The organism is Cellulosimicrobium cellulans, assembly GCF_016907755.1.
In the GTDB taxonomy this organism is placed as follows: domain Bacteria; phylum Actinomycetota; class Actinomycetes; order Actinomycetales; family Cellulomonadaceae; genus Cellulosimicrobium; species Cellulosimicrobium cellulans_D.
The window spans coordinates 364,180-388,954 of sequence record NZ_JAFBCN010000001.1 but is presented as its reverse complement, the minus strand read 5'-3'; the positions used below and the strand labels follow the sequence as shown (position 1 = coordinate 388,954).

Below are 24,775 nucleotides of genomic sequence, written 5' to 3'. Positions count from 1 at the left end.
CGGATCACCAGGCCGGCTTGGGGAAGACGAAGTCGGCTTCCTTGGCGTCCTGCGGCAGGACGATCTGGATCTCGCCGTCCACGTACTGCTGGATGAGGTGGGCGCCCTGCGGCTTGCCCGTCTCGTCCCAGGTCAGCGGCCCGACGACGGTCTCGACCTCGTTGCTGCGCAGCCACGAGATGAGTTCCTGCTGGCACTCGCCCTGCTCGGCGCAGCCGACGGCCTCGACCGCCGCGGCGACGACCTGGCCGGTCGTGTACGCGTTGGCCTCGTCCTCGCCGGGCGGGTTGCCGTGCAGCTCCGTGTACCGCTCGACGAAGTCGACGTTCGACGGCCAGCTCGCGGTCTCGGTGTACCCGGTGGGAGAGAGGATGCCCTCGGTCTTCGAGCCGATCGCCGCGGCGAACTCGGGGTTGGTCGGCGCGGTGGAGAACGCCGCGAGCGTGGGCTGGTAGTTGAGCTGCTGGAGGGCGACGATGAGGTTCACCGCGTCCTGGTACTGCGTGCCGCCGATGACCATGTCCGCGCCGGAGTCGCTGATCTTCGCGGCGATCGAGGAGAAGTCGGTCGTGTTGGGCGGGTAGACCTCGTCGACGACGATGTCGAGCCCGGCGTCGGCGAGCTTGTCGCGCAGGCCGTACGCGGTGCCCTGGGCGAACGGGTCGTCCATCGACGCCACCGCGACCGTCTGCGGGCGCTCGCCCTCGGGCATGTCGAGGATGTGGTCCGCGAGGTAGTTGTAGTGGTCGTCGGCGACGGCGGGCGCGGCGTAGAACAGGTTCTCGAAGCCCTGCTCGAACACCTCGGCCGCCGCACCGGCCGGCTCGACGAAGAGCATCCCGTACTCCTCGGCGACGCGGGCGCTCGGGACGACCAGGCGCGTGGAGAACGGCCCGAACACGAGGTCGACCTCGTCCTGGGCGATGAGCGCCTCGTAGTCCTGCACGACGCGGTCCGCGTTGGACTGGTCGTCGAGGATCTTGAGCTCGACCTGTCGCCCGAGGAGGCCCCCGTCCTCGTTGACGAACTGCGCCCAGGCCTCGTAGCCGCGCTGGACGCCCTTGCCGGGCTCGGAGAAGTCGCCGGTGAGCGGGAGGGAGATGCCGACGACGATCGGGTCGTCGGACCCGCCGCCTCCGCCCTCGCCGTCGGACCCGCCGGAGCACGCCGTGAGGACGAGCGCCGTCGCGGTCGCACCGGCCGCGAGGGCGAGCGCGCGCTGCGAGCGGGGGCGGGTGGACATCCGTGGAGTCGACCGAGAATGCATGGACGTGACTCTCCCTACTTCGTCGTAGTGAAGACCTGAGGCCGTACTGCTGCGTACGAGACTGCGTCATTGCGAAAGCGCTTTCGTAAGCGCTTCCGCTAGAGTACGGTGCGAACAGCGGATGTGGCAAGCGTCACGTCGGGGAGGGCCCTCGGGCCGCCGACCGGGCGACGCACGGACGAGCGGAGCAGGGGTGCGTCGAGAGGGTCGGACCACGAAGGGCCGGAGCGCGCTGCGGCTGGTCGACGTCGCCGAGCGGGCGGGCGTGTCGCTCGCGACCGCGTCGCGAGCGCTGTCGGGCAGCGACGGCGTCTCGGAGGTGCTCGCGGAGCACGTCCGCGAGGTCGCGACGGAGATGGGCTACATCGCCAACCCGCACGCGCGCACGCTCGCCGGCGGCACCACGTCGGTCGCGGGCCTGCTCGTCTACGAGATCGGCGACCCGTACTTCTCCGAGATCGCGAGCGGCGTCGTGCGCGTCGCGACCGAGCACGGCTGGAGCGTCCAGATCAGCCACACCGAGCGCGAGCCCAGCGCCGAGGTCACGCAGATCCGCCTCATGCGTGCGCACCGCGTCGGGGCGATCCTCGTCGCCGGGTCCGGGTACGTCGAGCCCGCGATGGAGGCCGACGCCGCGCGCGAGCTCGAGGCGTTCCAGGAGGCCGGTGGCCGGGTCGTCGTCATCGGGCGCCACCACCTGCACAGCGACGCCGTGCTGCCGGACAGCGAAGCAGCAGCCGCGAGCCTCACCGACCACGTCCTCGGCCTGGGCCACCGCCGCCTCGCCGTCGCGGCCGGGCCCGAGCGGCTCACGACCGTCGCCGACCGGATGGCCGGCATCCGGAGCGCAGCCGCGGCCCAGGGCCTCGACCCGGACGACCTGTTCGTCGTGCACGCGCCGTTCACCCGCGAGGGCGGCCGCGACGCCACGCAGCGCATCCTCGCCCAGCGCCCGGACACCACGGCGATCCTCGCGCTCAACGACGCCATGGCCACCGGGGTCCTGTCGCTGCTGCGCGAGCGCGGCGTCGTCGTGCCGCGCGACATGTCCGTCACGGGGTTCGACGACATCCAGGTCGCCCAGGACCTCGCGCCCGCGCTGACCACGGTGCGCCTCCCGATGAGCGAGATGGGAGCGACGGCGTTCGAGCTCGCGCTCCGGCCGCCGTCGGGCCGGCCGCGCCGCAAGCGCACCGACCACGAGCTCGTGGTCCGCGACTCGACGGCCCCGCCCCGCCCGGACACCCCGTGAGTGCATGAAATAGTCGCGCCACAGGCGTCCGGACGCGACTATTTCATGCACTCACGCCAGGGGTGGGCCGGGGTCGGGGGTGAGGTGGGCGGGCGTCAGAAGGGCTTGCGGGCGACGACGAGGAACCGCGGGGCCTCGTCCACGAACTCGTGGCCCGCGGCGAGGTGCAGGTGCAGGGCGCGCAGCGGCGCCTCGTACCGCGCGACCGCCTCGGGGGACAGCGCCGCCAGGTCGGGTACCTGCCACGCCATGAGCTTGAGGTACCAGAGCACCGAGGACAGGTCGCGGAACCGGCGCAGACCCTCGTGCTCGCGCGCGACGTCGACGACGAACCCCGCGTCGCGCAGCACCTCGACCGCGGCCTCGAGCGTCACGGAGTCCGGGTCCCACGGGAGCTCCGTGCCGAGCGCGGTGTTGAGGCGCAGGCCGTCTCGGGTGTCGACCTGCTGGGTGAGGAACACCCCGCCCGGCTCGAGCACGCGCAGCACCTCGTCGGGGTCGAACTCCTCGTGCCGGTCCAGCACGACCGCGAACTGGCCGTCGAAGAACGGCAGGAGCTGCTCGTCGTCGCCCTCGACCGGCCGGACGTCGACGCCCAGGGGCTCGAGCCGGCGTCGGGCCACCGGCAGGTTGGGCGCCCAGCCCTCCGTCGCCGCCGACCCGGCGGGCAGGGGACGGAGCGTCGACAGCAGCTCGCCGCCGCCGGTCCCCAGGTCGAGCACCGCCCCGCGCCCGCTGCCGACCAGCTCGCGCGCGAGCGCCGCGTAGTCCCACGGCAGCGGGTCCTCGACCACGCGCTCCGCCACGGGCGAGAGGTCGAACCCGACCACGGGCACCGCACGGGCCCAGGCGACGTGCTCCTCGAACGACGCGTCCCGGGCGGGGACGGGCACGTCGGCCGCCCGGTCGGAGGTGGCGGGGGTGTCGGGGACCGCGGCAGGCATGCGTCGATTGTCACCCGTGCGGGCGCCGTCGCCGAACATGCGCGCCGGGCCCGTCGCGGACCGACGGGGAGTCGTCCCCATCGCCGCGGGGCGGGTGCGCACGGTAGCCTCCCCGATGCCCGTTTCGTGCGTTCCGTGACGGACGGGGCGCGGCAGGGACACCGATCGACCAGCGAGGGGACGAGGACGACGTGAGCGGGATGTGGGGCGCCGACGTCACCGAGCTGAGGAGGCTGGCGCAGTCGCTGCGCTCCGCCTCCGACCAGCTCGTGAGCACGACGTCCGAGGTCAGCGGCCTCGTGGAGGCCGCCGGCCGGTGGCAGGGTGGCGACGCCGACCAGTTCCGGGGCGAGTGGACCGGGTCCTCGGTCGCGCTCCTGCGCGGCGTGAGCCAGACGCTCGCGGAGGCGTCGCAGGCGGTGCTGCGCAACGCCGACGAGCAGTACCTGACGAGCACCGAGGGCGGCGCGATCCCGTCCCCCGGCGTGCCCGGCCCGGGCGTGCCCACGGGCCCCGGCGGCGGGCCGCTCGGCGGCGGGACCACGCTGGCCGGGTCGATCTGGGACGTCGGCGAGACCCTCGGGGAGTCGGCGATGTTCGTCCTCGACGGGCTCAAGGCCTGGAAGGTCGGTCAGTCCCTCACCGCGTTCCTGCAGGCCAGCCGCCTCGCCGACCTGTCCGACGCCGCCGCGAGCGCGTCGGTCTTCGCGCGCGGCATGGTCCTCGACGACGCCATGGGGCTCCTGGGCGGGCTCGGGACGGCGGGCCGGCTCGCGGGCGGCGTCGGCGGCCTGTTCGGCGTCATCGGCGGCTTCAACCAGATGTTCAACACCGAGTACGACGGCGTCCGGGGCGGCGTCGACCGCGTCATGGGCGGTCTGTCGGTCGTGGGCGGCGCGGGGACGATGCTCATGATGGCGGGCATGCTCACCAACCCCGTGGGCATCGGGATCGTGGTGGGCGCGGGAGTCGTCGCAGGTGCCTGGGCGCTGGGGAACCTCGTCGTCGACAACTGGGACGCGATCTCCGGGTTCGCGACCAACCCCGGCCCGTACCTCGCGGACGGCTGGAACAACGTGACCGACTTCGCGGGCGACGCGGTCGATACGATCGGGGACGTCGCGTCCGACGTCGGGGACGCGATCGGCGACGGGCTCTCCGCCGCCGGTGACTTCGTCGGAGGGCTCTTCTCGTGACCCAGCAGACCATGCGGTGGTCCACGTCGGACGTCGCCGCGGCCGAGCGCGCGCTGGGACGAGCGACCCCGGGCGAGGTCACGCACGTCGTGACGCTCACCGACGAGGAGATCGTCATCCTCGACGGGCTGCAGAACCCCCAGCTCGTGGCGGTCCCGTGGCTCGACGCGCAGGAGGGCGCGGACCGCGGGCTCGTGGGCCGCGTCGCGCTCCGCTCGCTCCTCGCCCGCGGCATGGTCGTGCCGAGCGAGGACGCTGCCGCGGCCGAGCCCGTGGACGGCCGGCCGGCCGTCGGCATCGAGGCCGTCCCGGAGATCACGGGTCCGCTCGTCCTGCGCCGCACGGCGACCGCGATCCTGTCCGTCGAGCGCACGACGTCGCTCGGCCGGCACTGGGTGTACGTCTACCTCCACGAGGACGACCGCGTGCTCGAGGAGGAGGTGGCCCCGAGCGGCCACCACGCGTTCAGCGTCTACCCGCTTTCTGAGCTCGCGGGCCGGCTCGCGGTCTTCGTCGACCCGGGCTCCCAGGCCCTGCTCGACGGTCGCTCCCAGACGTTCACGCCCGACGACTTCGCTGCGCAGGCGCCGAGCCTGCCCGAGCTCGCCGGGGCGCTGGCCGTGACGACGCTCGGCGCGGTGCACGCGGGATCCGACGTCCTGGAGCAGGTGAGCGTCTACGCGACCCCCGACGGCGTGTACACCGTCCGGGGCGGCGAGCACGGGGCCGACGGCGCGCCGACCTCGCTCACGCTCTCCGAGGTCGGTGCGGCCACGGTCCGCCGTCTCCCGCTCGAGCTGCTCGGCCGATGACGGTGCCCACGGCAGGGCCCACGACCGGCGCGCGCGCGACGCGCAAGGTCCGGCACCACGCGGCGCGGTCGGGCCTCGGCGCGGTCCGGCACGTGTCGGCGGCGACGCCGAACGCTCCGGCGTGGGCGGTGACGGTGGTCGTGGTGCTGGTGTTCTCCGTCGGGCCGGCGCTCGTGGGGAACGCGGGGCCCGCCGCGATCGGCTACCTCCTGCCGTCCTTCGCGGCGATCGCCGCGGTGATCCTCTGGTTCCTCGGCTCCGAGAAGCTGGTCGTGCTCGACCACGGGATCCTCGTCGGCTCGTTCGCGCCGTTCCTGCGCCCCGTCGCGGTGCCCTTCGCGGCCCTCGACGTCCGGACGGTGCGCGCGGCCGTCGCGAGCCCGCGCACCCTCGGTCTGCTGCTGACAGACCGCGGCGTGTCGACGGCGTCGCGCACCGTGCTCTGGTCGCGCCGCGCCGTGACCTTCGTCGGGGTGGCACCGACCCAGCTCCGGCAGGCGCGCGCGCGAGGGCTGCACGTCGACCTCACGACCGCGACCGCAGTCGACCTCTGGGTCTTCTCGGCTCGCGACCCGCGTCGCCAGGAGCTGGTCGTCCGCGCGCTGGGCGACGCCGCACGCGCGGCCCAGGTGCCCGGCGCGGAGCAGGTCGAGGCGCTCGCCCTGCCCGCGCAGCCCGTGCAGGTCTCGCCGCAGGGCGCGGACCGCCTCGCGGTCCCGGAGCATCTGCGCAGCGCCCGGGCGCGCCACCCGCAGACGACGCGCTGAGCGTCTCGCGGGCGGGTCGCCCTCGGCGTCAGTCCGAGGCGGGCCCGAACGCCGCGGCGAGACGCGCCGTCGGACCGTCGCCCTCGGTGCTCGCGGCGCCGAGCGCGGCGACCTGGAGCACCATCCACGGGCTGAACGCCCACGGGGTCGCGGCGACCGCGCGCGCGACGTCGCGCGGGTCCGCCCAGGCGGTCTCCATGACCTCGTCGGGGTTCGGCTCGACCGCGCCCGCCGCGCGCGCCGCGTAGACGGGGCAGATCTCGTTCTCCACGACGCCGGAAGCATCGACGGCGCGGTAGCGGAAGCCCGGCACCGCGACCTCGAGGCCCGCGATCTCGAGCCCGAGCTCGTGCCGCGCGTGGCGGACGATCGACTCCTCGGTGGTCTCGGTCCAGCGCGGGTGTCCGCAGAAGGAGTTGGTCCACACGCCCGGCCACGTGCGCTTCGCGAGGGCGCGCCGCGTGAGCAGCAGGCGGCCCGCGTCGTCGAGCACGTAGCAGGAGAAGGCGAGGTGGAGGGGCGTCTCGGTCGTGTGGACCGCGGCGCGCTCGAAGGTGCCGGTCCGTCGACCCTGGTCGTCGACGGTGACGACGTGGTCGGCGGCGACGGGGACGTGCGAGGTCATGCGGCCACTCTCGCACACGCCCGCGCGCGACGGGGAAACGCTGTCAGGAGTCCGTGGTCCGGCGCCGGTCCAGGACCGGAGGCGCGACCTCCGCACGGCCGTGAGGGGTGTCACTCTCGGTGCTGCCGCACCGTCGTGCCGGTGCGGCAGCACCGTGAATTAAGGTGAGGGTAACCTCACCGTGCACGACCCGACCGGGCACGCGCCCCCGACCACATCCGAGCACCATGACCTCGCCCGCGACCGCCGACGCGCCGACCGGCGTCCCCGACGGGACCCGTCCGTCCTCGACGGACCGCGGCGACCGTCCGGCAGGGGTCGCTCGCACCAACGCGGGCCGCAGCCTGGGGCTGCTCGTCGCCGTCGCGGTTCTCGTGCTCGCGATCGCGCTGAGCCTCGCCATCGGCTCCAAGCCGGTCCCGCTCGGCACCGTCTGGGACGCGCTCACCGGGTACGACGGCTCGGGCGACCACGTGATCATCCGCGACCTCCGGCTGCCGCGCACGATCGTCGGCCTGCTGGTCGGCACGGCGCTCGGCGTCTCCGGAGCCCTCATCCAGGCCATGACGCGCAACCCGCTGGCCGACCCGGGCATCCTCGGCGTCAACGCCGGGGCCGCGTTCGCCGTCGTGCTCGCGGTCGCGTTCCTCGGGTTCACGGACATCCAGTCCTTCATCTGGTTCGCGTTCGCCGGGGCGGTGGTCGCGACCGTCGCGGTCTACGCCATCGGGTCGCAGGGGCGCGGGGGAGCGACGCCGGTGCGCCTGACCCTCGCGGGCGTCGCGCTCGGGGCCGTGCTCGGCGGCATCTCGCAGGGCATCACGTTGCTCGACCCCGCGGCGTTCGATCGCATGCGCTTCTGGGGCGCGGGCTCGCTCGCCGGCCGCACGATGGAGATGGCGGGCACGATCGCGCCCTTCGTCGTGGTCGGGCTGGTCATCGCGCTCGTCGTCGCGCGCCCGCTCAACACCATCGCGCTCGGCGACGACCTCGCGAGCTCGCTCGGCGCGCACGTCGGGCGCACCCGGATCCTCGTCGGCGTCGCGGTCATGCTCCTGTGCGGCGCCGCGACGGCGGCCGCCGGGCCGATCGCGTTCGTCGGGCTCATGGTGCCGCACGTCGCGCGCTGGACCGTCGGCCCCGACCAGCGCTGGATCCTCCCGTACTCGGCCGTGCTCGCGCCCGTGCTGCTGCTCGTGTCCGACGTCGTCGGCCGCGTCGTGGTCATGCCGGGCGAGCTCCAGGTCGGCATCGTCACCGCGTTCGTCGGGGCTCCCGTCCTCATCGCGCTCGTGCGCCGCTCGAAGGCGAGCGGGCTGTGAGCGCCCCGGTCCGGGACGACGCGCCCGTGGGCCCGTCCGTGCACGACGGCGGTACGCACCGCGTCGACTTCGGCCGCCCGACGCGCGTGGTCCGCGCACTCGGCGGCCGCGCGAGCCTCCGGCTCGACCTGCGCACGCTCGGGGTGTGCGGGGTGCTGCTGCTCGTCGCGCTCGCGATCGGCGTCGTCGCGCTGACCACCGGCGACTACCCGCTGACCGTCCCGCAGGTCCTGCAGGCGCTCGTCGGCGCGACGGACGGTCCGGTGCACATGGTCGTCGTCGAGTGGCGCCTGCCGCGCGCGCTCATGGCGCTCGTGCTCGGCGCGGCGCTCGGCGCGAGCGGCGCGATCTTCCAGTCCCTCACGCGCAACCCGCTCGGCAGCCCCGACGTCATCGGCTTCAACACCGGCGCCTACACGGGCGCGCTCGTCGTCATCATGCTGCTCGGCGGCGGGTACGTCGGCGTCGCAGCGGGCGCGCTCGTGGGCGGCATCGTCACGGCGGGGGTCGTGTACCTCCTGGCCTACCGGCGCGGGGTCCAGGGGTTCCGGCTCATCATCGTCGGCATCGCCGTGTCCGCGATGCTCGCGTCCGTCAACCAGTGGCTCATCATCAAGGCCGACCTCGAGACCGCGATGGCGGCCGCGGTGTGGGGCGCCGGGTCGCTCAACGGCATGACCTGGGCGCAGGCCGTCCCCGCGTGCGTGCTGGCCGCGCTCATCGCCCTGCCCCTCGTGTGGCTCGCGCCGCGCATGGGGCTGCTCGAGCTCGGGGACGACGCCGCGGCCGCCCTCGGCCTGCGCAGCGAGCGCGTGCGCCTCGCCCTCGTGATCGTCGGCGTCGCGCTCACGGCCCTCGTGACCGCGGCGGCCGGGCCCATCGCGTTCGTCGCCCTCGCCGCCCCGCAGCTCGCGCGCCGCCTCACGGGCGCCGCGGGCGTGCGGATCCTCCCCGCCGCCGTCATGGGCGCCGTCCTGCTGGCCGCGAGCGACCTCGTCGCCCAGCGCGCGTTCGCGCCCACCCAGCTCCCCGTCGGCGTCGTCACTGTGAGCGTCGGTGGCGCCTACCTCGTCTGGCTCCTCGTCCGAGAGGCCCGCAAGTGACCACCAACCCGCAGACCGGAAGGACCCCGGTGGCTCTCACGAACCTCGCGGCCGCCCCGAGCGTCGCCGACGCGCCGACCGACGCGCGCGCGGACGGCGTCCCGCCCGCGGACCGCCTGCACGCCGAGGGGATCACGGTCGGCTACGACGACCGCGTCATCTCGTCCGGCCTCGACGTGAGCATCCCCGACGGGTCGTTCACGGTGATCGTCGGGCCGAACGCGTGCGGCAAGTCCACGCTGCTGCGCGCGCTGTCGCGCCTGCTCAAGCCGTCGCAGGGGCAGGTCGTGCTCGACGGCCGCTCGATCTCCTCCATCCCCGCGAAGGAGGTCGCGCGCCGCCTCGGGCTCCTGCCGCAGACGTCGATCGCGCCCGAGGGCATCACCGTCGCCGACCTCGTCGCGCGCGGGCGCTACCCGCACCAGAAGCTCCTGCGGCAGTGGTCGCGCGAGGACGAGGCCGCGGTGGTCGGCGCGCTCGCCGCGACCGGGACGACCGAGCTCTCGGGCCGCCTCGTCGACGAGCTCTCCGGCGGGCAGCGCCAGCGCGTGTGGGTCGCCATGGTCCTCGCGCAGGAGACCCCCATCCTCCTGCTCGACGAGCCGACGACGTTCCTCGACATCGCGCACCAGATCGAGCTGCTGGAGCTGTGCGCCGACCTCAACCGCGACCGCGGGCACACGCTCGTCGCGGTGCTGCACGACCTCAACCACGCGTGCCGCTACGCGACCCACCTCATCGCCATGAAGGACGGCGCGATCGTCGCCGAGGGTGCGCCGGCCGACGTCGTGACGGCCGCGCTCGTCGAGGACGTGTTCGGCCTGCCGTGCCGCATCATCGCCGACCCTGTGACGGGCACCCCGCTCGTCGTGCCCGAGGGTCGCCCCCGCCGCGCCTGACCGTCGCGTGACCTCGTCGCGCGACCTCGTCGTCAGGCCTCGTCGTCAGGCCTCGTCGTCCGCCCGCCCGGCGATGACGGCGACCGCCCGCGCGAGCTCGTCCCCGCTCGGGACCGCGTCCGGGCTGAGGAGCCAGAGGATGCCGAGGCTCTGCACGAGCACGAAGTCGAGCCGGGCGACGGCCGCGAGGTCGTCCTCGCTCAGCTCGGGGCGCGCCGCCCGCAGGTGCTCGAGGATGCCGAGGTAGCCCTGCCCGGTCGCGGCGGCCAGCTCACGGCTCGCCTCGCCGTCGCGCAGGACGCGCACGGAGTTCTCGAGGCTCGCGAGCAGAGCCTCGCGGTGCGCGGCGAACACCTCGGGCATGCGGTTCCACAGGGCGGCGAACCCCTCGAGGAGCGGGAGCGACGCGGTCTCCTGGACGACCGCCTCCATCGAGTCGCCGATGCCGCTGCCGAGCGACTCCAGGAGCGCTTCGGTGATGAGCCGGTCCTTGGAGCCGAAGTGGTACCCGATCGCGGCGAGGCTGACCCCGGCCGCGGAGGCGATCTCGCGCGCGGTCGCCTTGGCGACGCCGCGCTCGACGATCACCTGGCGCGCGCCGGCGAGGAGGTCTTCACGGTTTCCCACGGGTGACACCCTATCGCGCGATTCAGACGTTCGTCCTAGACAAGCGTGCCATCGGTCTGTTAGACATACGTGTAAGACGAACGTCCAAACGGAGGGCACCGACATGACCGGCACCGACACCACCTCGCACGTCCTCGTCTCCGGCGGCGGCATCGCCGGGCTCGCGCTCGCGCTGCAGCTCGTGCGGCAGGGCCGACGCGTCACGGTCGTCGAGCGCGCGACGGCACCGCGCCCCGGGGGCCAGGCGGTCGACCTCCGCGGCGCGAGCCGCGAGGTCGCGACCCGGCTGGGGCTCATGCCCGCGATCGACCGGCACCGCGTGCACGAGGAGGGGCTCGCCTACGTGGACGGTCGGGGTCGGGTCTTCGGCCGCATGTCGATGGCCGACTTCGACGGCGAGGGCGCCGTCGCGGAGATCGAGATCGCGCGCGGCGACCTCGCGCGCGTCCTGCTCGACGCGCTCGTCGCCGCGGGCGACGACGCGCCGGGCCTCCTCGACCTGCGCTTCGGCGACCACATCACTGCGCTCGCCCAGGACGCCGAGGGCGTAGGCGTCACGTTCGAGCACGCCGACGACGCCCGCTTCGACCTCGTCGTCGGGGCCGACGGCGTCCACTCCGCGACCCGCCGGCTCGCCTTCGGTCCGGAGGAGCAGTTCGCGACCTACCTCGGCGGCTACGCGGCGTTCTTCACCCTGCCCACGCCCGACGACGTCGAGCCGGGCTGGTTCGCCATGCGGTTCGTGCCCGGTGCGACGTTCGGGATCCGCCCCGACCGCGACCCCTCGACCTCGAAGGCCCTGCTCACGCTCCGGGTCGACCGCGACCCCGCGCTGCGCGGCGACCGGGCGCGCCAGGAGGCGCTGGTCCGCGGCCTCCTCGAGGGCGCCGGGTGGCACGCCCCGACCGTGCTCGACGCGATGTCTCACGCGTCCGACCTCTACTTCGACGAGCTCGTGCGGATCGACGTCCCAGACCCCGTCGCGGGACGGGTCGTGCTCCTGGGGGACGCGGCGTCGTGCGGATCGCCCATGACGGGCCAGGGCACCGCGACCGCCCTGGTCGGCGCCTACCTGCTCGCCACGCACCTGGGGGCCACCCCGGACGACCCCGCCGGTGCGGCGCGGCGCTACGCGGCGGACGTCGCCCCGTTCGTCGAGACGGGCAAGAAGATCCCCGGCGGGGGCATCGCGCGCATGGTGCCCGGGAGCCGGGCCGAGGCCGCGGTGCTGCGCGCGACGACCGGCGTCATGCTGTCGCGCGCGCTGCGCCCGCTCGTGCGTCGCATGTTCCGGGCGGGCGGCGAGGCGCCGTCGCTCCCGGTAGCCGACACGGCACCGCAGCCCGTGCGCTGAGCGACCGCGGAGCACACACCGTGCCGGGCCCGCGGCGGGCCCGGCACGGCGGCTCCGTCAGACGAACCCGAAGACGGGCGGGAAGACGATCGCGACGATCGCGGCCCACGCCGCGTACACGGGGAGGAACCGGGTCTGCCAGGCCACGAGGTCCGCGAACGGGCGCCGCCCGCGCAGGAACGCCGTCGCCAGGACGGCGGACCACACGAGGTGCACGAGCAGGAGCAGGTTGAGCCCGAGCGCGGCGGCCTTGTTGGGGCTGACGCCGAACTCGGCGATGCGCGTGAGCATCGCGGTGAGCGCGACGGCGTCGACCGCGAGCGCCGCGACGACGAGGACGACCTGGAGCCCGTCGAAGAACGACCGGGGCGCGAGCGGGTCGCGCGCCGAGACGGAGTAGAGGAGCAGGCACAGGACGAGGACGAGGATCGCGTCCATGAGGATGAGCAGCTCGCGGTCGACGGCGGCGAGGTTCCCCGCGGTCGCGAGGACGACGAACACGGCGAGCAGCATGACGAGCGTCAGGGGCGTGAAGACGCGCGTGAGCACGGGCGCGATGTTCTCGACGACGTTCTGCTTGGCCTCGACGAGCCACGCGGCGACGATCAGCGCGGCCGGGACGCACAGGGGCAGGATCCAGTCCTCGAGGTAGGGCTCCAGGTCGACGTCGGCGAGGGAGAAGACGCCGGCCGTCAACCCGAGCAGGACCCCGCCGCCGAGCGCGAGGAGCGTGTAGTACACGGCGAGCTCGCCCGTGAAGCGCGCGAAGTCCATGCGCCGCGCGTCCGAGCGCCAGCGGCCCCCGACGTACGCGAGCCCGACGACGGCCCACAGCGTCACGGGGGCGGCGAGCGCCGCGAGGACGAGGGTGGAGCCCGTGGGCTCGAACGGGTACACGTTGAGGACGACGCCCAGGACGACGAACGGCACGGCGAGCGCCCCGACGACCCGCGCGGTGACCTGGCGCTTCCACGCGAGGTAGGCGGTGAGGAACGGCAGCACGAGGAGCCCGACGTTGAGTCCGACGGTCTCCGGGTCGAGGACCGCGGTCGCGACCTTGACCGTGATGCCGGTGGCGACGGCGAGCGCGAGCACGACCGCGAGCTCGCGCCACGACCGCGTGCGGCCCGTGGGCTGCTCGCCGACGAGGACGAGCTGCTTCCACAGCCGCTCGGAGTGCTCCTGCGCGAACTCGCGCGACAGGTCGTCGAGCGTGCCCATGCGCTTCACCGCGACGAGGAACGCCTCGTCGTCGTCGAGCCCGGTCGCGCGCAGGTCCTCGACCCGCTCGCGCAGGTGGTCCTCCATCTCGTCGACGTCCGCGGCGGAGATGGCCTCGCGGCGGCGGACGTAGCCGCGCCACTGGTCGATCTGGGCCTCGAGCGCAGCGTGCGGTCCGGGGCTCGCCCCGTCCGTCGGCGCGGTCGCGGCGCCCATCAGGCCCACCCCTCCGCGACGCGCGGCGGGCTCTGGAGCCCGTCCTGCGCCGTGCGCCAGACCTGGTGGAGCGCGTGCGCGACGACGTCCCACTGCGCCTGGCGCTCTTCGAGCGCCTCGCGCCCGGCGGCGGTGATCGCGTAGTGCTTGCGGCGCCGGCCGACGTCGGAGGTGCCCCACGAGGCCTCGACGAGCCCGAGCCGCTCCAGCCGGTGCAGCAGCGGGTACAGCATGCCGTCGGTCCACTGCATGCGGCCGCCCGAGAGCTCGTCGACGCGCTTGAGGATCGCGTAGCCGTACGACTCACCGTCGGCGAGGATCCCGAGCACGAGCGGGGTGGCCGACGCGGCCACGAGGTCCTTGTCGATACGCATGGCACTCCTATGCCTAGTTCTTCTAGGGGTACTGACCCTAGCAGATCTAGGGTTAGATGCGGTCGGCGGCGACGAACGGGGAGGCGATGACGCGACGACGGGCCTGGCGGCGGGACTGGGGTGTCACCGCTAGACGGGCCCTTCGACCGTTGCTACTGATCGCGGCCACCGGGGCACTCGTCGTCTGGCGCCTGCACACGCGGGAAGATCTCTCGGCCGTCGGCACCTTGTGGGTGGGCGCCGCCACCGTCGTGGTGGTCCTCGTCATCGTGACCGTGGTCCTTGCCCGTGTGCGGCGCCAGCTCCGCCTCGCGGCCGCCGCCAACCCGGGCGCCCTGGTCGCCCTGGCGGCCCCGGTCAGCGACTCCGCGGCGTTGCTGGACCAGCTTCCCCCGAAGCAGCGCGCCCGGCAGATGCCGTGCATCCTCGTCGTCCGGGACGACGAGGTCGATCTCTGGAGCACCGCTGATCCGCCGATGCTGCTCCTGCGGGTGCCGCGGGCCGGTCTCGAGGTCGAGGTCGTCGCGCTGGACCTCGGCATCCACCGCGAGCGGCTGACGCTCCGCCTCGTTCGCGGCGACCTCCGGTGCGACCTGGTCGTGCAGGGTTCGCTCGGGCGTCGTTCCTGGGGGCACCGGGGTGCGATCGACGGACTCGACGAGGTGCTCCGCGCCCTCGGTTGCCCGATCCGGCCCACGGCCGACGCGAAGGCGGGTCGCCCGGGCCACGTCGCGGAGCAGCCTCAGGGCTAGCGTGGTCCCACGGACGCGCGCCGCCCGGTCGGCCCGTGGAACGACAGGGGAGGACCCATGCCTCGCACGTACCTCTTCGCCCTGACCGACGGCGGCGGGACGGTCCCGCCCGAGGTGGGGGCCGTGCGTCGGCTCGTGGAGCGCGGGCACCGCGTCCGGGTGCTCGCCGAGGACTCGATGGCGCCCGAGGTGCGCGCGACGGGCGCGACGCTCGTCCCGTGGGCTACCGCGCCGAACCGGCCCGACCGTGACCCGGCGCACGACCCCCTCCAGGACTGGGCGGCGCCCAGCCTGCTCGCACAGGCACGCGACATGGGCGACCGCCTCATCGCCGGGCCGGCGCCGGACTACGCGCGCGACGTCCTCGACGCCGTCGACGACGAGCGCCCCGACCTCGTCGTGACGTCCGTCTTCGCGTTCGGCGCGATGATCGCGGCGCAGTCGAGGGACGTCCCGTTCGACGTCCTCGTCCCCAACGTCTACGCGCTGCCCACGCCCGGCCGCACGCCGTTCGGCGCGGGGCTCAAGCCCGCGCGGGGGCCGCTCGGCCGGCTGCGCGACCGCACGATCACCGGCCTCTCGACGCGCGTGTTCGACCGCTACACGCGCGACCGGCTCAACGCCCTGCGCGCCGACCTGGGCCTCGACCCGCTCGCGCGCTCGTGGGAGCAGCTGAGCGCCGCGCGCCGCCAGCTCGTCATGACGAGCCCGGCGTTCGACCTCCCCGGCCCGCTCCCCGCGAACGCCCGGTACGTGGGGCCCGTGCTCGACGACCCGGCGTGGGCCGACGACGTCCCGTGGGCCGCGCCGCCGGGCGACGACCCGCTCGTCCTCGTCGCGCTGTCGTCCACGTTCCAGGACCAGGCCGCGCTCCTGCGGCGGATCGTCGTGGCGCTCGCGACGCTGCCCGTGCGCGGCGTCGTCACGACCGGGCAGGGGCTCGCGCCCGACGCGGTGCCGGGCGCGGCGAACGTCACCGTGGTCGCGTCCGCTCCCCACCACGAGGTGCTGCGCGACGCCGCGCTCGTCGTCACGCACGGTGGGCACGGCACGCTCCTCAAGGCGTTCGCTGCCGGCTGCCCCGTCGTCGTCCTGCCGCACGGGCGCGACCAGGGCGACAACGCCGTGCGCGTCACGCTGCGCGGCGCGGGCGTCGCGCTCTCACGGAAGGCGTCCGCGCAACGAGTCGCGCGGGCCGTCCGCCGGGTCCTCGACGACCCGGCATACACGCGCCGGGCCGCCGCGCTCGGAGCAGCCGTTCGTCGCGACGCCGAGCACAGCACGCTCGTCGCCGAGCTCGAGGACCTCGATCCCCAGGGCTCCGCACCGCCGCTACGGTGACCCGATGGACGCCGAGACCCACGCCCGCCGGCTGCGCGACCACCTCGACGCCTCGACGCCGGACGCGGTGCGTCGCCTGCGCGCCGTCGTCGACGCGCTGCCCGACGCCGCCGAGGAGGTCGTCGTGACGGTCTTCCCCGACCAGGACGGCGAGGGCACGCTCGACGTCGTCGTCTCCCTCGACGGTCCCGACGCGTTCGTCCTCGACCGCGCGGTCGAGCCGTTCCGCACGCTCTTCGAGGTCGTGCACGGCGAGGACGGACCCGTCCCCGCCGTGCCTCTCGTCGCCCCCGGGCGGGCGGCGTACGACGCGCGCGACCTCGTCGTCGACACCGCCGCCGCGTGGGTCGCCGAGGTGTGGGACGCCGCGGCGCGGGGACGGTCGCGCGTCCCCGGCCGGGTGGAGGGCCACGACGGGTACGGCACCCGCGTCCCCCTCACCCTGGAGCCCTGACCCGGCGGGCGACCCGTCAGCCCTGGGCGGGGCGGGCGTGGGCCAGCGCCCACTCGAGGGCGTGGTCCGCGATCTCCTCCCAGCCCTCCTGCGACGTCATGAGGTGGGCCTTGCCGGGATAGGTCTCGTGCTCGGTCACCGTGCCCTCGCCGTGGTACTTGCCGGCGTTGGACCGCTGCACCGACGGCGGCATGATGTGGTCCTGCTCGCCCGAGAGGAAGAGCAGCGGCGCGCGGCCGGCGTTCGCGTAGTCGACCCAGATGTCCTGCGGGCCGGGCTGGAAGTTCGCCAGGACGCCGTTCCAGAGGATGCCGCCGGACGCGGGGATCGCGTACCGCTCGTAGACGCGGCGCGACTGCTCGGGTGTGAACCCGACGTTCGTGAACGCGTACTGGAACTGCTCGAACGTGAGCGGCACGGCCTTGTGACGGTTGGCGGGGGACCGCAGCACGGGGAACGTCGAGCGCACCTGGGAGAGCGGGATGGTCCGCACGCCCTCGGTCGGCGCCGAGTTCAGCGCGACGCCCGCGGCGCCGAGGCCGTGGTCGAGCAGCACCTGCGTGAAGGCGCCGCCCGCGGAGTGGCCGATGATGATCGGCGGCGTCGCGACCTCCTTGACGACCGCCTCCAGGTGCTCGACGACCGCCTGCGCCGTGAGGCGCACCAGCGGGGACGGGTCGGCGTTGAGCGCCTCGACCTCGACCTCGAGGCCGGGGTACGCCGGGGTGAGGACGCGGAAGCCCCGCGCCTCGTAGCGGCTCTTCCAGTCCTCCCAGCTGCGGGGGGTCATCCAGAAGCCGTGGACCAGGACGATGGTGTCGGGAGAGGTGGCCATGAACCGACGCTACGGACGGCCGCGGCCCGCGCGCATCGGTCACGTGACTGCAGTGGACGCCGGGCACCCGGCGACGGGATCATGCTCGGGTGCGGGAGCTCGTCGGGAGGGCGGCGGAACGTCGGGCGTTGCGCGACGCCCTGACCTCGGCGCGCACCCGGGGCGCGCGCGTCCTGCTCCACGGCGAGCCGGGCATCGGCAAGACCTCCCTGCTCGACGACCTCGCCGCGACCGCACGGGCGGAGGGAGTGCTCGCACTGCGGTGCGTGGGCGTGCCGTCCGAGACGCACGTCGCCTACGCCGCGCTGCACCAGCTGCTCCAGCCCCTCCTCGCCGGGCCCGCGCGCGACGCGCGCACCGCGCTCGTGCGGCGCGCCGTCGGTTCCGTCCCCACGCGCGACGACCCGACGGGCCCCGCGCCCGAGCCCGTCGCCGTCGCGCTCGCCACGCTCGACCTGCTGCGCGAGCGGGCCGCGACGACCCCGCTGCTCCTCGGCGTCGAGGACGTCCAGTGGCTCGATGCGTCGAGCGCGGTCGTGCTCGCCTTCGTCGCGCGCCGCGTCGACGACGACCGGGTCCTGCTCGTCTGCTCGAGCCGCGAGCCGCTGCGTCCGCCGCTGGACGACGTCCCGTTCCTCCCCGTCGACCTCGCGCCGCTCGACGAGGCCGCCGCCGCGACGCTCGCGCGTCGCGCCGCCCCCGACCTCCACCCCGTCCTGCGCGACCGGCTCCTGCGCGAGGCCCAGGGCAACCCGCTCGCGCTCGTCGAGCTCGCGGACGCGTGGCGCCGGCTGCCCGACGGCGCGCTGGTCACCTCGCCCGTGCCCGTCACCGCGCGGGTCGAGGCGGCGTTCGCCGCGCGCGTCGACGACCTCCCCGCGGGCTGCCGCGCCCTGCTCCTCCTCGCCGCCCTCCACCCGGGCGACGGGCGGTCGGCCGAGCTCGTCGCCGCGGCGCGCGCCCTCGGGCACGACGTCTCCGACACGTCCGCCCTCGCGCCCGCCGTCGACGCCGGGCTCGTCGCCGTCGAGCCGCAGGCCGTCACCTTCCGCCACCCCCTCGTCCGCTCCGCGGTCCACAGCCGGGCCGGGTCCGCCGAGCGCCGCGACGCCCACGCCGCCCTGGCCGGCGTGACGGGCGACCCGGACCGCTCGGCCTGGCACCGCGCCGGGGCCGCGACCGCACCGGACGAGTCCGTCGCCGGGGCGCTCGAGTCGAGCGCCGACCGCGCCCGGCGGCGGGGCGCCGTCCTCGAGTCGGTCGCGACGCTCGAGCTCGCCGCTGCGCACACGCCGGACCCCGTCGCCCGGGGGCGACGCCTCGTCCTGGCGGCCTTCCACGCCTCCGACGTGGGCCACGACGACGCCCTCGTCCGGCTGCTCGACGAGGCCGACGTCCTCCCGCTCGCAGAGTCGGACCGCGCTCGCGCGACCTGGCTGCGGTACCGGCCGCAGGACGCCGTCGGCGACTTCGAGCGGATGTCGCGGCTCGTCGAGGTGCTGGCCGGGCTCCACGCCGCCGGCCAGGCCGAGGCCGCGCTCGACTCGCTCGCGCCGGCGGCGGACGTCGCCTTCTGGCGCGGCGTCGAGCCCCGGTGCCGGGACCTGTTCTGCGGCGCCGTCGAGAGCCTCACCTCGGCCCCCGACCCGCGCCTGCTCACGGCGCTCGCGCTCACGGCACCCGTGTCACGCTCGCAGACCGTCCGCCTGGGGGTCGCCGCGCTGGACGCCGGATCGCTCACGGACGCCGAGGCGCTCGCGCTCGCCGGGCGCGCGGCCTCGGTCGTCGGCGACGTCGTCGGGGGCACGGCCCTGCTCGGGCGGGCGCTCGGGCCGCTGCACGCCCAGGGCCGCCTCGGCCTGCTCACGGCCAGCCTCGTCACGTACGCGTGGAACTGCTGGCACCTGGGTCGGTGGAAGGAGGCCGCCGCCGCGGCCGAGGAGGTCCGCGACGTCGGGCGCGCCCGCGAGCGCCCGCTCGTCTCGGCCGTCCTCGTCGAGGCGCTGCTGCTCGCCGTCCGGGGCGACGGCGACGCGGCCCTGCGCGGGTGGGAGAGCACGCGGGACGCCGTCGCCGCCACGGGGTCGCCCACGCTCGCCGCGGTCGCGACGTCCGCGCGGGCGACCGCCCTGCTCGTGCTCGACCGGGTCGAGGAGGCGTACGAGGCGCTCCGCCCCGGCTTCGAGGACGTCGACCACGACCGCCGCCCGGAGTCGGTCGCGAGCCTGCACCACGGCCTCGTGCCCCTGTACGCCGACGCCGCCCGACGCGCGGGCCGGGACGAGCACGCCCGCGCCGCCGTCGAGCCGCTGCGTACGACGCTCCGCCGGCACGGCTCGCCCCTGCTCGCCGCCTCGATCTCCTACGTCGACGCGGTGCTCGCCCCGGAGGACGACGCCGAGCCGCTCCTGCGCGCCGCGGGCGACGAGCTCGCGGGGTGGCCGTTCCTCCGGGCACGGGCGCGGCTCGCGCACGGGCGCTGGCTGCGACGGCAGCGCCGCGTCGCCGAGTCGCGCGCCGTCCTGCGCGCCGCGCGGGACGGCTTCGACGCGCTCGGCGCGCAGCCGTGGGCGCAGGCGGCGCGCCAGGAGCTGCGCGCCGCAGGGGAGTCCGTCGCCGGGTCGACCGCGTCGTCGCTCGCGCTCCTCACCGCGCAGGAGCGCGAGATCGTCGCCCTCGCGGCGCAGGGACTCACCAACCGGGAGATCGGCAACCGGCTCTACCTGTCACCCCGGACGGTCGGGTCGCACCTGTACCACGTGTTCCCCAAGCTGGGCGTCGCGTCGCGGACCGAGCTCGCCCGCGCGCTGAGCACCGACGGGGAGGAGGTCGACGGCGCCGGGGCCGGCTGAACCGTTCCCGGCGCCGCCGTCCGGCTCGGTCAGGCGACCGCGGTCGCCTCCAGCTCGACGAGCTGTCCTGGCACCGCCAGCCGGGTCACCCCGAGCATCGTCGTCGCCGGCGCCACGCGCGCAGCTCCGAGTCGCGCGGCGAGCACCCCGTAGTGCGGGAGGAGCGCGTCGACGTCGGTCGTGTAGACGTTCAGCCGGACGACGTCCGCGAGCGTCATGCGCGCCTCCGCGAGCACCGCCTCCAGGTTGTCCAGGCTCAGCGCGAGCTGCGCCGCGACGTCGCCCTCGTGCTGAGGACGGCCGTCGTGCGACATCGCCGTCTGCCCGGAGCAGAAGAGGGTCCGGGTGTGCCCCGAGACCAGCTCCGCCTGGTTGAACCCCAGCTCCTGCGACCACGTCACGGGGTTGATCGCCGTTCGTTCCAGTGCCATGCCGACTCCGTCCGACTCGTCCTGCCCGGGCGCCCGCCGACCCTCGTGGCCGACGTCCCGCACGCCCGTCTCCGAGCCTCTCGGCGATAGACGACACCCTCTGTCAGGTATCCCGGTACGTTTCTCAGGTGCGCGCCGACCGGCTGGTCTCCCTGGTGCTGCTGCTCCGGCAGCGCGGCCGGCTGTCCGCGACCACCCTGGCGCGCGAGCTCGAGGTGTCGACCCGCACGGTCCTGCGCGACGTCGAGGCGCTCTCCGCCGCAGGCGTGCCGATCTACGCCGAGCGCGGCCGGCACGGCGGCTTCGCGCTCCTGCCCGGCTTCCGCACGGAGCTCACCGGCCTGAACCCGGACGAGGCCCTCGCCGTCCTCGCCGCCGCGTCGCGGCGTGGCGAGCAGGTTCTCGGCCTCGGACCCGCGCTGGCGTCGGCCGTCCGCAAGGTCGTCGACGCGCTCCCGGATGCTCACCGTGACGCCGCCGACGACGCGGCCCGACGAATCCTCGTCGAGCCGGAGATCGACCTGCTCGCTCGTCGGCAGGATGCCGAGGTGGTCCCCGCGGTAGTCCTGCGCGAGGTCCGGCGCGCCGTGCTCGGCGGGTGGCGGCTCCGGATCCGCTACGCCGCCGTCGGACGGCCGCCGTCCTCGCGCGAGGTCGACCCGGTGGGGATGGTGACCGCCCGCGGCACGGGCTACCTGCTCGCCACCGTCGGCGGGGCGGACCGCACCTACCGCCTCTCCCGGATCCTTGCTGCCGAGGCGCTCGCCGAACCGGCGGACCGTCCCGACGTGGTCGACCTCGAGCAGCTCTGGCGCGAGCGCAGCGCCCGTTTCCGGGCGGGTGCCGACCAGATCGTCGCGCGCGTCCGGCTCGTGCCGGACCGCCGGGAGGCGCTCCTGGGCACCGCGGTCTGCGTCCGCGCCGAGTCCGCCGCCGACGACGGCCTGCTGGTGCTCGACGTCAGCTTCCAGGACCTCCGGCACGCCGTCTGGGCCGTGTGGCAGCTCGGGCCGGACGCCGAGGTGCTGGAGCCGGCACGACTCCGCGACCTGCTGCGGGACCGCGCCGTCGCGACCGCGCGGCGCTACGGGGCGGCAGACGACGCCCCCGCAGAAGGACGGCCCCGCCGCGGACGGCGCGGCGGGGCCGTCGTCGAGCCCGGGCGGGACCGGGTGGTCCCGCCCGGGGTCGTGCACGGGTCTCCCGGAGGAGGGTCGGGCTACCCGGCGTAGGTCTCGAGCTCGGCGACGCGGGGCGTGCCCGAGGCGCCGGTGATCTCGAGGTTGATCTTCGTGAGCGACGTCGCGGTGAACGTGATCGTCCCCGCACCGCTGCCCGTCTTGAGGACGGCGCCCGTGTCGTTGTTCACGAGGCGCCACGTCCCGATGCTGCCGCCGCCCGCGGCCTCCTTGACGACGACCCTGCCCACGGTCGTCGCGGTGCCCCACTTGACGGAGATGGTCCCCGTCGAGCCGCTGGGCGACCACCAGGTCGCGGTGCTGCCGTCGATCACGTTGCCGTAGCTCGTCCCGCTGCCCTTGCTCGAGCCATCCGCACCGGCGCCGATGCTGAGGTTGGTGCCCGACGGCGGGTCGGTCGGGTCGGTCGGGTCCGTCGGGTCGGTCGGGTCGGTCGGGTTCGTCGGCTCGCCGCCGAAGGTGACCCGGAGCGAGCCGTCCGCCGCGAACGACCAGCCGAGCTCGCCGTCGTAGGCGGAGCACGCCGACCCGTTCGAGCCGGACCAGAACGAGTTGCCGCCCGCGTCCGTGCCGACCGTCTTGTCGTTCGCGCCGGAGTCGCACGACACGTTGCCGCTGAACCGGTGGGTCCCGGCGTCGAAGCTGAAGTTGCGCTCCGCGTTCCCGACCGCGACGTTGCCGCTCACCGTGATCGAGCCCGGGTTCGAGTTGTACGTGAACCCGTGCTTGCCGTTGTCCACCGCGAACGAGTTCCGCACGACGTGGTCGACCTTGATGTCCTCGCCGCCGAGCTTGTACCCGTTGCGGTCGCCCGCACCGGCCTGGCCACCGTCGGAGAGCGTGCCGTTCTCGTACGCGAGCGAGCTCTCGATGGTCACGGCGCCGATGGGTCCCGTGTCGGACTTCGTGTACAGGTCCCAGCCGTCGTCGATGTTGTTGTGGGAGACGGTGTGCCGGAACACGTTGCCCGGGCCGGACGTGAGCTTCGCCGCGAAGCCGTCCGCGTCCTCGCCGTCCGAGTCCGCGTTGTCGTGCGACTCGCTGCTGAGGATCAGGTTGTTCGACGGCCACTCGCTCGCCGGGGCGCCTGCCACGAGACGGGAGAGCTGGAGACCGGTGTCGTGGTTGTAGCGGGTCACGACGCGCTCGATGACGTTGTTGCTGCCGCCGAGCAGGATGCCGTTGTCGCCCGCGTGCTCGACCACGATGCCGTAGACGTGCCACCAGTCGCCGCCGATCGCGAGGCCGCGGTTCGCCGGGTCCTCCGCCTGCGCGGAGAAGTTCAGCACCGGCCGCTCCCCGGGGTACGCGGACAGCAGGGTGCGGTCGCCCGACGTGCCGTCGTTGCCCGGCTCGATCGTGACGGTCGACGACAGGTCGTACCTGCCGCCGCGCAGGAAGATCTCACCGCCCGAGGCGACGCGCTCGATCGCGACGGGGAGCGTCGTCGGCGCCGACAGCGTGCCGGCCGCGCTCGCGCTGCCGTTCGGGGCGACGTAGATCGTCTCCGCCGTCGGCTCGGGCGGGTCCGTCGGGTCGACGGGACCCGGGTCCGTCGGGTCGGTCGGGTCCGTCGGGTCGGTGGGGTCGGGGTCCGGCGTCTGCGGCGTGCACGAGCCGTCCGAGACCTTGAGCCCCTTGTTCGCGCCCGCGGTCTGGTTCACGAGGTTCGGCACGCAGCTCGCGCCGTCGAGCGTGTAGGAGTACGGGATGCTGACCGACGTCGTGGAGGTCAGGTTCGGGCCGGCGGGCTGGATGTCACCGCTCGGGCTGGACCACGTGACGTCGTCGAGGACGTTCCCGGCGACCTGCCAGGTGCCCTTCTGGTCCGTGTAGAAGGTGCCGAGGACGTCCTTGGAGTCCTCGAAGTAGTTGTTCTCGACCTTCGCCCTCGCCCCGGCCCGCGAGTTGATCCCGGACTCGTTGAGGTGCACGTAGTGGTTGTTGTAGATGTGGGCGATCCCGCCGCGCAGCAGCGGCGTGCGCGAGTCGAGGTTCTCGTACTTGTTGTGGTGGAACGTCACGAACCCGTTGGACGTGTCGCTCTCGCTCGAGCCGATGAGGCCGCCGCGGCCGGAGTTGCGCAGGATGCTGTAGGACAGCGTCACGTACTGGACGCCCGCCTTCATGTCGAAGAGGCCGTCGTAGCCCTCGGACTCCCCGCCCGACGCCTCGAGCGTCACGTGGTCCACCCACACGTTGCGGACGCCGCTCTCCATGCCGATCGCGTCGCCGCCGTTCGACGTGGGCGAGCCGGACTTCTTGACGTTCTTCACGGTGACGTTCTGGATGATGATGTTGCTGGCCTCACGGAGGTGGATGCCCAGCTGGTCGAACGTCGCACCGTTGCCGACGCCGACGATCGTCACGTTGCTGATCTGCTTGAGCTCGATCACCCCGGCCGCGGTGTTGCAGCTGTCGCCCGACACCTTCGCGGTGTTGCCGTGGTTGATGGTGCCTTCGACCTCGATCGTGATCGGGGTGTCGTCGGCGACCCTGTCGCACAGGGCCGCGTGGATCTGGGTGCCGGTCGTGGCGCGGACGGTCTGGCCGCCGGCGCCACCGGTCGTGCCGCCGTTCTGGGTGGCGTAGCCGGTCGGGCTGCCGGTCACGGCGGCGTTCGCGGTGCTGGTCAGGGCGGTCACGCCCATGGTGGCCGCCAGGGCCGTCGCGGCGGTGGCCGCGAGCAGTCGTCGTGCGACGGGTCGTCTCATCGTGGTGCCTCACCTTTCGTCATCGAACTGGGGGCAGTGCGTGGTGACTCGCGGCGGCCAGGTCCGCGCTCGCGTCGGTCGACGCGGCGACCTCGTCCTGGTGCGCGGGCGCCGGGTCGTGCGCCCTGCGCGGCCCCCGACGACGACGTCGGGCTGGCCCGCCTCGACAGGCTCGTCGAGACCCTCGGAGGAGGTGGAGATCTGGGTAACCGGTTTCT

22 protein-coding genes are annotated in these 24,775 nt (G+C 74.5%); 13 read left to right on the top strand and 9 right to left on the bottom strand.

Annotated elements, in window-relative coordinates:
- Positions 1 to 4: 4 nt before the first annotated feature.
- Entirely contained in the window at positions 5 to 1,243 is a 1,239-nt protein-coding gene (locus JOE63_RS01685) for an amino acid ABC transporter substrate-binding protein (protein WP_087470471.1), read from the bottom strand.
- Between the two features lie 217 nt (positions 1,244 to 1,460).
- On the opposite strand from JOE63_RS01685, the gene JOE63_RS01680 reads away from it, so the two are divergent.
- Entirely contained in the window at positions 1,461 to 2,519 is a 1,059-nt protein-coding gene (locus tag JOE63_RS01680; RefSeq protein ID WP_244286323.1) for a LacI family DNA-binding transcriptional regulator, read from the top strand.
- A gap of 95 nt (positions 2,520 to 2,614) precedes the next feature.
- Here the strand turns inward: JOE63_RS01680 and JOE63_RS01675 are convergent, their stop codons facing one another.
- Positions 2,615 to 3,463, bottom strand: coding sequence for a class I SAM-dependent methyltransferase (locus tag JOE63_RS01675; RefSeq protein WP_204538607.1), 849 nt, complete (start codon positions 3,461 to 3,463; stop codon positions 2,615 to 2,617).
- Positions 3,464 to 3,654: 191 nt separating this feature from the next.
- On the opposite strand from JOE63_RS01675, the gene JOE63_RS01670 reads away from it, so the two are divergent.
- The 3 genes from JOE63_RS01670 to JOE63_RS01660 are packed head-to-tail and all read left to right on the top strand — an operon-like array spanning position 3,655 to position 6,238.
- On the top strand, positions 3,655 to 4,659 hold the full coding sequence (locus tag JOE63_RS01670; RefSeq protein WP_157759524.1) for a hypothetical protein: 1,005 nt from the start codon (positions 3,655 to 3,657) through the stop codon (positions 4,657 to 4,659).
- Positions 4,656 to 5,471 carry a hypothetical protein gene (locus JOE63_RS01665; protein WP_204538604.1) on the top strand — a complete coding sequence of 272 codons (816 nt, stop codon included), beginning with the start codon at positions 4,656 to 4,658 and terminating at the stop codon, positions 5,469 to 5,471. The genes JOE63_RS01670 and JOE63_RS01665 overlap by 4 nt, the downstream gene beginning before the upstream one ends.
- A complete protein-coding gene (locus JOE63_RS01660; RefSeq protein ID WP_087470467.1) occupies positions 5,468 to 6,238 on the top strand; it encodes a hypothetical protein in 771 nt (256 codons plus the stop codon). Before JOE63_RS01665 ends, JOE63_RS01660 begins: the two co-directional genes overlap by 4 nt.
- 28 nt (positions 6,239 to 6,266) lie before the next feature.
- On the opposite strand, the gene idi is transcribed toward JOE63_RS01660, so the two are convergent.
- The gene (idi, locus tag JOE63_RS01655) at positions 6,267 to 6,863 is read right to left on the bottom strand and encodes an isopentenyl-diphosphate Delta-isomerase (protein WP_204538601.1); all 597 of its coding nucleotides are present in this window, start codon (positions 6,861 to 6,863) and stop codon (positions 6,267 to 6,269) included.
- A gap of 227 nt (positions 6,864 to 7,090) precedes the next feature.
- On the opposite strand from idi, the gene JOE63_RS01650 reads away from it, so the two are divergent.
- From JOE63_RS01650 to JOE63_RS01640, 3 genes are all read left to right on the top strand, one after another.
- Positions 7,091 to 8,185, top strand: coding sequence for an iron chelate uptake ABC transporter family permease subunit (locus JOE63_RS01650; RefSeq protein WP_204538598.1), 1,095 nt, complete (start codon positions 7,091 to 7,093; stop codon positions 8,183 to 8,185).
- 26 nt (positions 8,186 to 8,211) lie between these two features.
- Positions 8,212 to 9,288 carry an iron-enterobactin ABC transporter permease gene (gene fepG, locus JOE63_RS01645; protein ID WP_307840289.1) on the top strand — a complete coding sequence of 359 codons (1,077 nt, stop codon included), beginning with the start codon at positions 8,212 to 8,214 and terminating at the stop codon, positions 9,286 to 9,288.
- A gap of 116 nt (positions 9,289 to 9,404) precedes the next feature.
- A complete protein-coding gene (locus JOE63_RS01640; RefSeq protein WP_239576926.1) occupies positions 9,405 to 10,187 on the top strand; it encodes an ABC transporter ATP-binding protein in 783 nt (260 codons plus the stop codon).
- A 45-nt stretch (positions 10,188 to 10,232) separates the two neighbouring features.
- Here the strand turns inward: JOE63_RS01640 and JOE63_RS01635 are convergent, their stop codons facing one another.
- The gene (locus JOE63_RS01635) at positions 10,233 to 10,814 is read right to left on the bottom strand and encodes a TetR/AcrR family transcriptional regulator (RefSeq protein ID WP_204538592.1); all 582 of its coding nucleotides are present in this window, start codon (positions 10,812 to 10,814) and stop codon (positions 10,233 to 10,235) included.
- A gap of 103 nt (positions 10,815 to 10,917) precedes the next feature.
- Between JOE63_RS01635 and JOE63_RS01630 the strand changes: the two genes are divergently transcribed.
- Complete coding sequence (locus tag JOE63_RS01630; RefSeq protein ID WP_204538589.1) at positions 10,918 to 12,168, top strand: FAD-dependent oxidoreductase; 1,251 nt, start codon at positions 10,918 to 10,920, stop codon at positions 12,166 to 12,168.
- A gap of 57 nt (positions 12,169 to 12,225) precedes the next feature.
- On the opposite strand, the gene JOE63_RS01625 is transcribed toward JOE63_RS01630, so the two are convergent.
- Both JOE63_RS01625 and JOE63_RS01620 read right to left on the bottom strand, forming a co-directional pair.
- Positions 12,226 to 13,605, bottom strand: a complete 1,380-nt coding sequence (locus JOE63_RS01625) for a permease prefix domain 1-containing protein (RefSeq protein ID WP_204538586.1) — start codon at positions 13,603 to 13,605, stop codon at positions 12,226 to 12,228.
- The gene (locus JOE63_RS01620) at positions 13,605 to 13,979 is read right to left on the bottom strand and encodes a PadR family transcriptional regulator (RefSeq protein ID WP_087470461.1); all 375 of its coding nucleotides are present in this window, start codon (positions 13,977 to 13,979) and stop codon (positions 13,605 to 13,607) included. The genes JOE63_RS01625 and JOE63_RS01620 overlap by 1 nt, the downstream gene beginning before the upstream one ends.
- 56 nt (positions 13,980 to 14,035) lie before the next feature.
- Between JOE63_RS01620 and JOE63_RS01615 the strand changes: the two genes are divergently transcribed.
- The 3 genes from JOE63_RS01615 to JOE63_RS01605 are packed head-to-tail and all read left to right on the top strand — an operon-like array spanning position 14,036 to position 16,526.
- Positions 14,036 to 14,731 carry a hypothetical protein gene (locus JOE63_RS01615; RefSeq protein WP_204538583.1) on the top strand — a complete coding sequence of 232 codons (696 nt, stop codon included), beginning with the start codon at positions 14,036 to 14,038 and terminating at the stop codon, positions 14,729 to 14,731.
- Positions 14,732 to 14,788: 57 nt separating this feature from the next.
- Positions 14,789 to 16,072, top strand: coding sequence for a glycosyltransferase (locus JOE63_RS01610; RefSeq protein ID WP_204538580.1), 1,284 nt, complete (start codon positions 14,789 to 14,791; stop codon positions 16,070 to 16,072).
- 4 nt (positions 16,073 to 16,076) lie between these two features.
- Complete coding sequence (locus tag JOE63_RS01605) at positions 16,077 to 16,526, top strand: DUF6389 family protein (RefSeq protein WP_204538577.1); 450 nt, start codon at positions 16,077 to 16,079, stop codon at positions 16,524 to 16,526.
- A 16-nt stretch (positions 16,527 to 16,542) separates the two neighbouring features.
- On the opposite strand, the gene JOE63_RS01600 is transcribed toward JOE63_RS01605, so the two are convergent.
- Positions 16,543 to 17,361, bottom strand: coding sequence for an alpha/beta hydrolase (locus JOE63_RS01600; protein WP_087470457.1), 819 nt, complete (start codon positions 17,359 to 17,361; stop codon positions 16,543 to 16,545).
- Between the two features lie 89 nt (positions 17,362 to 17,450).
- On the opposite strand from JOE63_RS01600, the gene JOE63_RS01595 reads away from it, so the two are divergent.
- On the top strand, positions 17,451 to 20,213 hold the full coding sequence (locus JOE63_RS01595; RefSeq protein ID WP_087470456.1) for an AAA family ATPase: 2,763 nt from the start codon (positions 17,451 to 17,453) through the stop codon (positions 20,211 to 20,213).
- 29 nt (positions 20,214 to 20,242) lie between these two features.
- On the opposite strand, the gene JOE63_RS01590 is transcribed toward JOE63_RS01595, so the two are convergent.
- The gene (locus JOE63_RS01590; protein WP_204543379.1) at positions 20,243 to 20,638 is read right to left on the bottom strand and encodes a RidA family protein; all 396 of its coding nucleotides are present in this window, start codon (positions 20,636 to 20,638) and stop codon (positions 20,243 to 20,245) included.
- Between the two features lie 134 nt (positions 20,639 to 20,772).
- Between JOE63_RS01590 and JOE63_RS01585 the strand changes: the two genes are divergently transcribed.
- Positions 20,773 to 21,876, top strand: coding sequence for a helix-turn-helix transcriptional regulator (locus JOE63_RS01585; protein ID WP_087470455.1), 1,104 nt, complete (start codon positions 20,773 to 20,775; stop codon positions 21,874 to 21,876).
- On the opposite strand, the gene JOE63_RS01580 is transcribed toward JOE63_RS01585, so the two are convergent.
- A complete protein-coding gene (locus JOE63_RS01580; RefSeq protein WP_239576580.1) occupies positions 21,864 to 24,557 on the bottom strand; it encodes a pectate lyase family protein in 2,694 nt (897 codons plus the stop codon). The genes JOE63_RS01585 and JOE63_RS01580 overlap by 13 nt on opposite strands.
- Between the last annotated feature and the right edge of the window lie 218 nt (positions 24,558 to 24,775).

Bases quoted from the DNA above. Each gene is read 5' to 3' on its own strand.
- JOE63_RS01685 (WP_087470471.1), bottom strand. From the start codon at position 1,243: ATGTCCACCCGCCCCCGCTCGCAGCGCGCGCTCGCCCTCGCGGCCGGT.
- JOE63_RS01675 (WP_204538607.1), bottom strand. From the start codon at position 3,463: ATGCCTGCCGCGGTCCCCGACACCCCCGCCACCTCCGACCGGGCGGCC.
- JOE63_RS01660 (WP_087470467.1), top strand. From the start codon at position 5,468: ATGACGGTGCCCACGGCAGGGCCCACGACCGGCGCGCGCGCGACGCGC.
- idi (WP_204538601.1), bottom strand. From the start codon at position 6,863: ATGACCTCGCACGTCCCCGTCGCCGCCGACCACGTCGTCACCGTCGAC.
- JOE63_RS01650 (WP_204538598.1), top strand. From the start codon at position 7,091: ATGACCTCGCCCGCGACCGCCGACGCGCCGACCGGCGTCCCCGACGGG.
- JOE63_RS01630 (WP_204538589.1), top strand. From the start codon at position 10,918: ATGACCGGCACCGACACCACCTCGCACGTCCTCGTCTCCGGCGGCGGC.
- JOE63_RS01625 (WP_204538586.1), bottom strand. From the start codon at position 13,605: ATGGGCGCCGCGACCGCGCCGACGGACGGGGCGAGCCCCGGACCGCAC.
- JOE63_RS01620 (WP_087470461.1), bottom strand. From the start codon at position 13,979: ATGCGTATCGACAAGGACCTCGTGGCCGCGTCGGCCACCCCGCTCGTG.
- JOE63_RS01615 (WP_204538583.1), top strand. From the start codon at position 14,036: ATGCGGTCGGCGGCGACGAACGGGGAGGCGATGACGCGACGACGGGCC.
- JOE63_RS01610 (WP_204538580.1), top strand. From the start codon at position 14,789: ATGCCTCGCACGTACCTCTTCGCCCTGACCGACGGCGGCGGGACGGTC.
- JOE63_RS01605 (WP_204538577.1), top strand. From the start codon at position 16,077: ATGGACGCCGAGACCCACGCCCGCCGGCTGCGCGACCACCTCGACGCC.
- JOE63_RS01600 (WP_087470457.1), bottom strand. From the start codon at position 17,361: ATGGCCACCTCTCCCGACACCATCGTCCTGGTCCACGGCTTCTGGATG.
- JOE63_RS01580 (WP_239576580.1), bottom strand. From the start codon at position 24,557: ATGAGACGACCCGTCGCACGACGACTGCTCGCGGCCACCGCCGCGACG.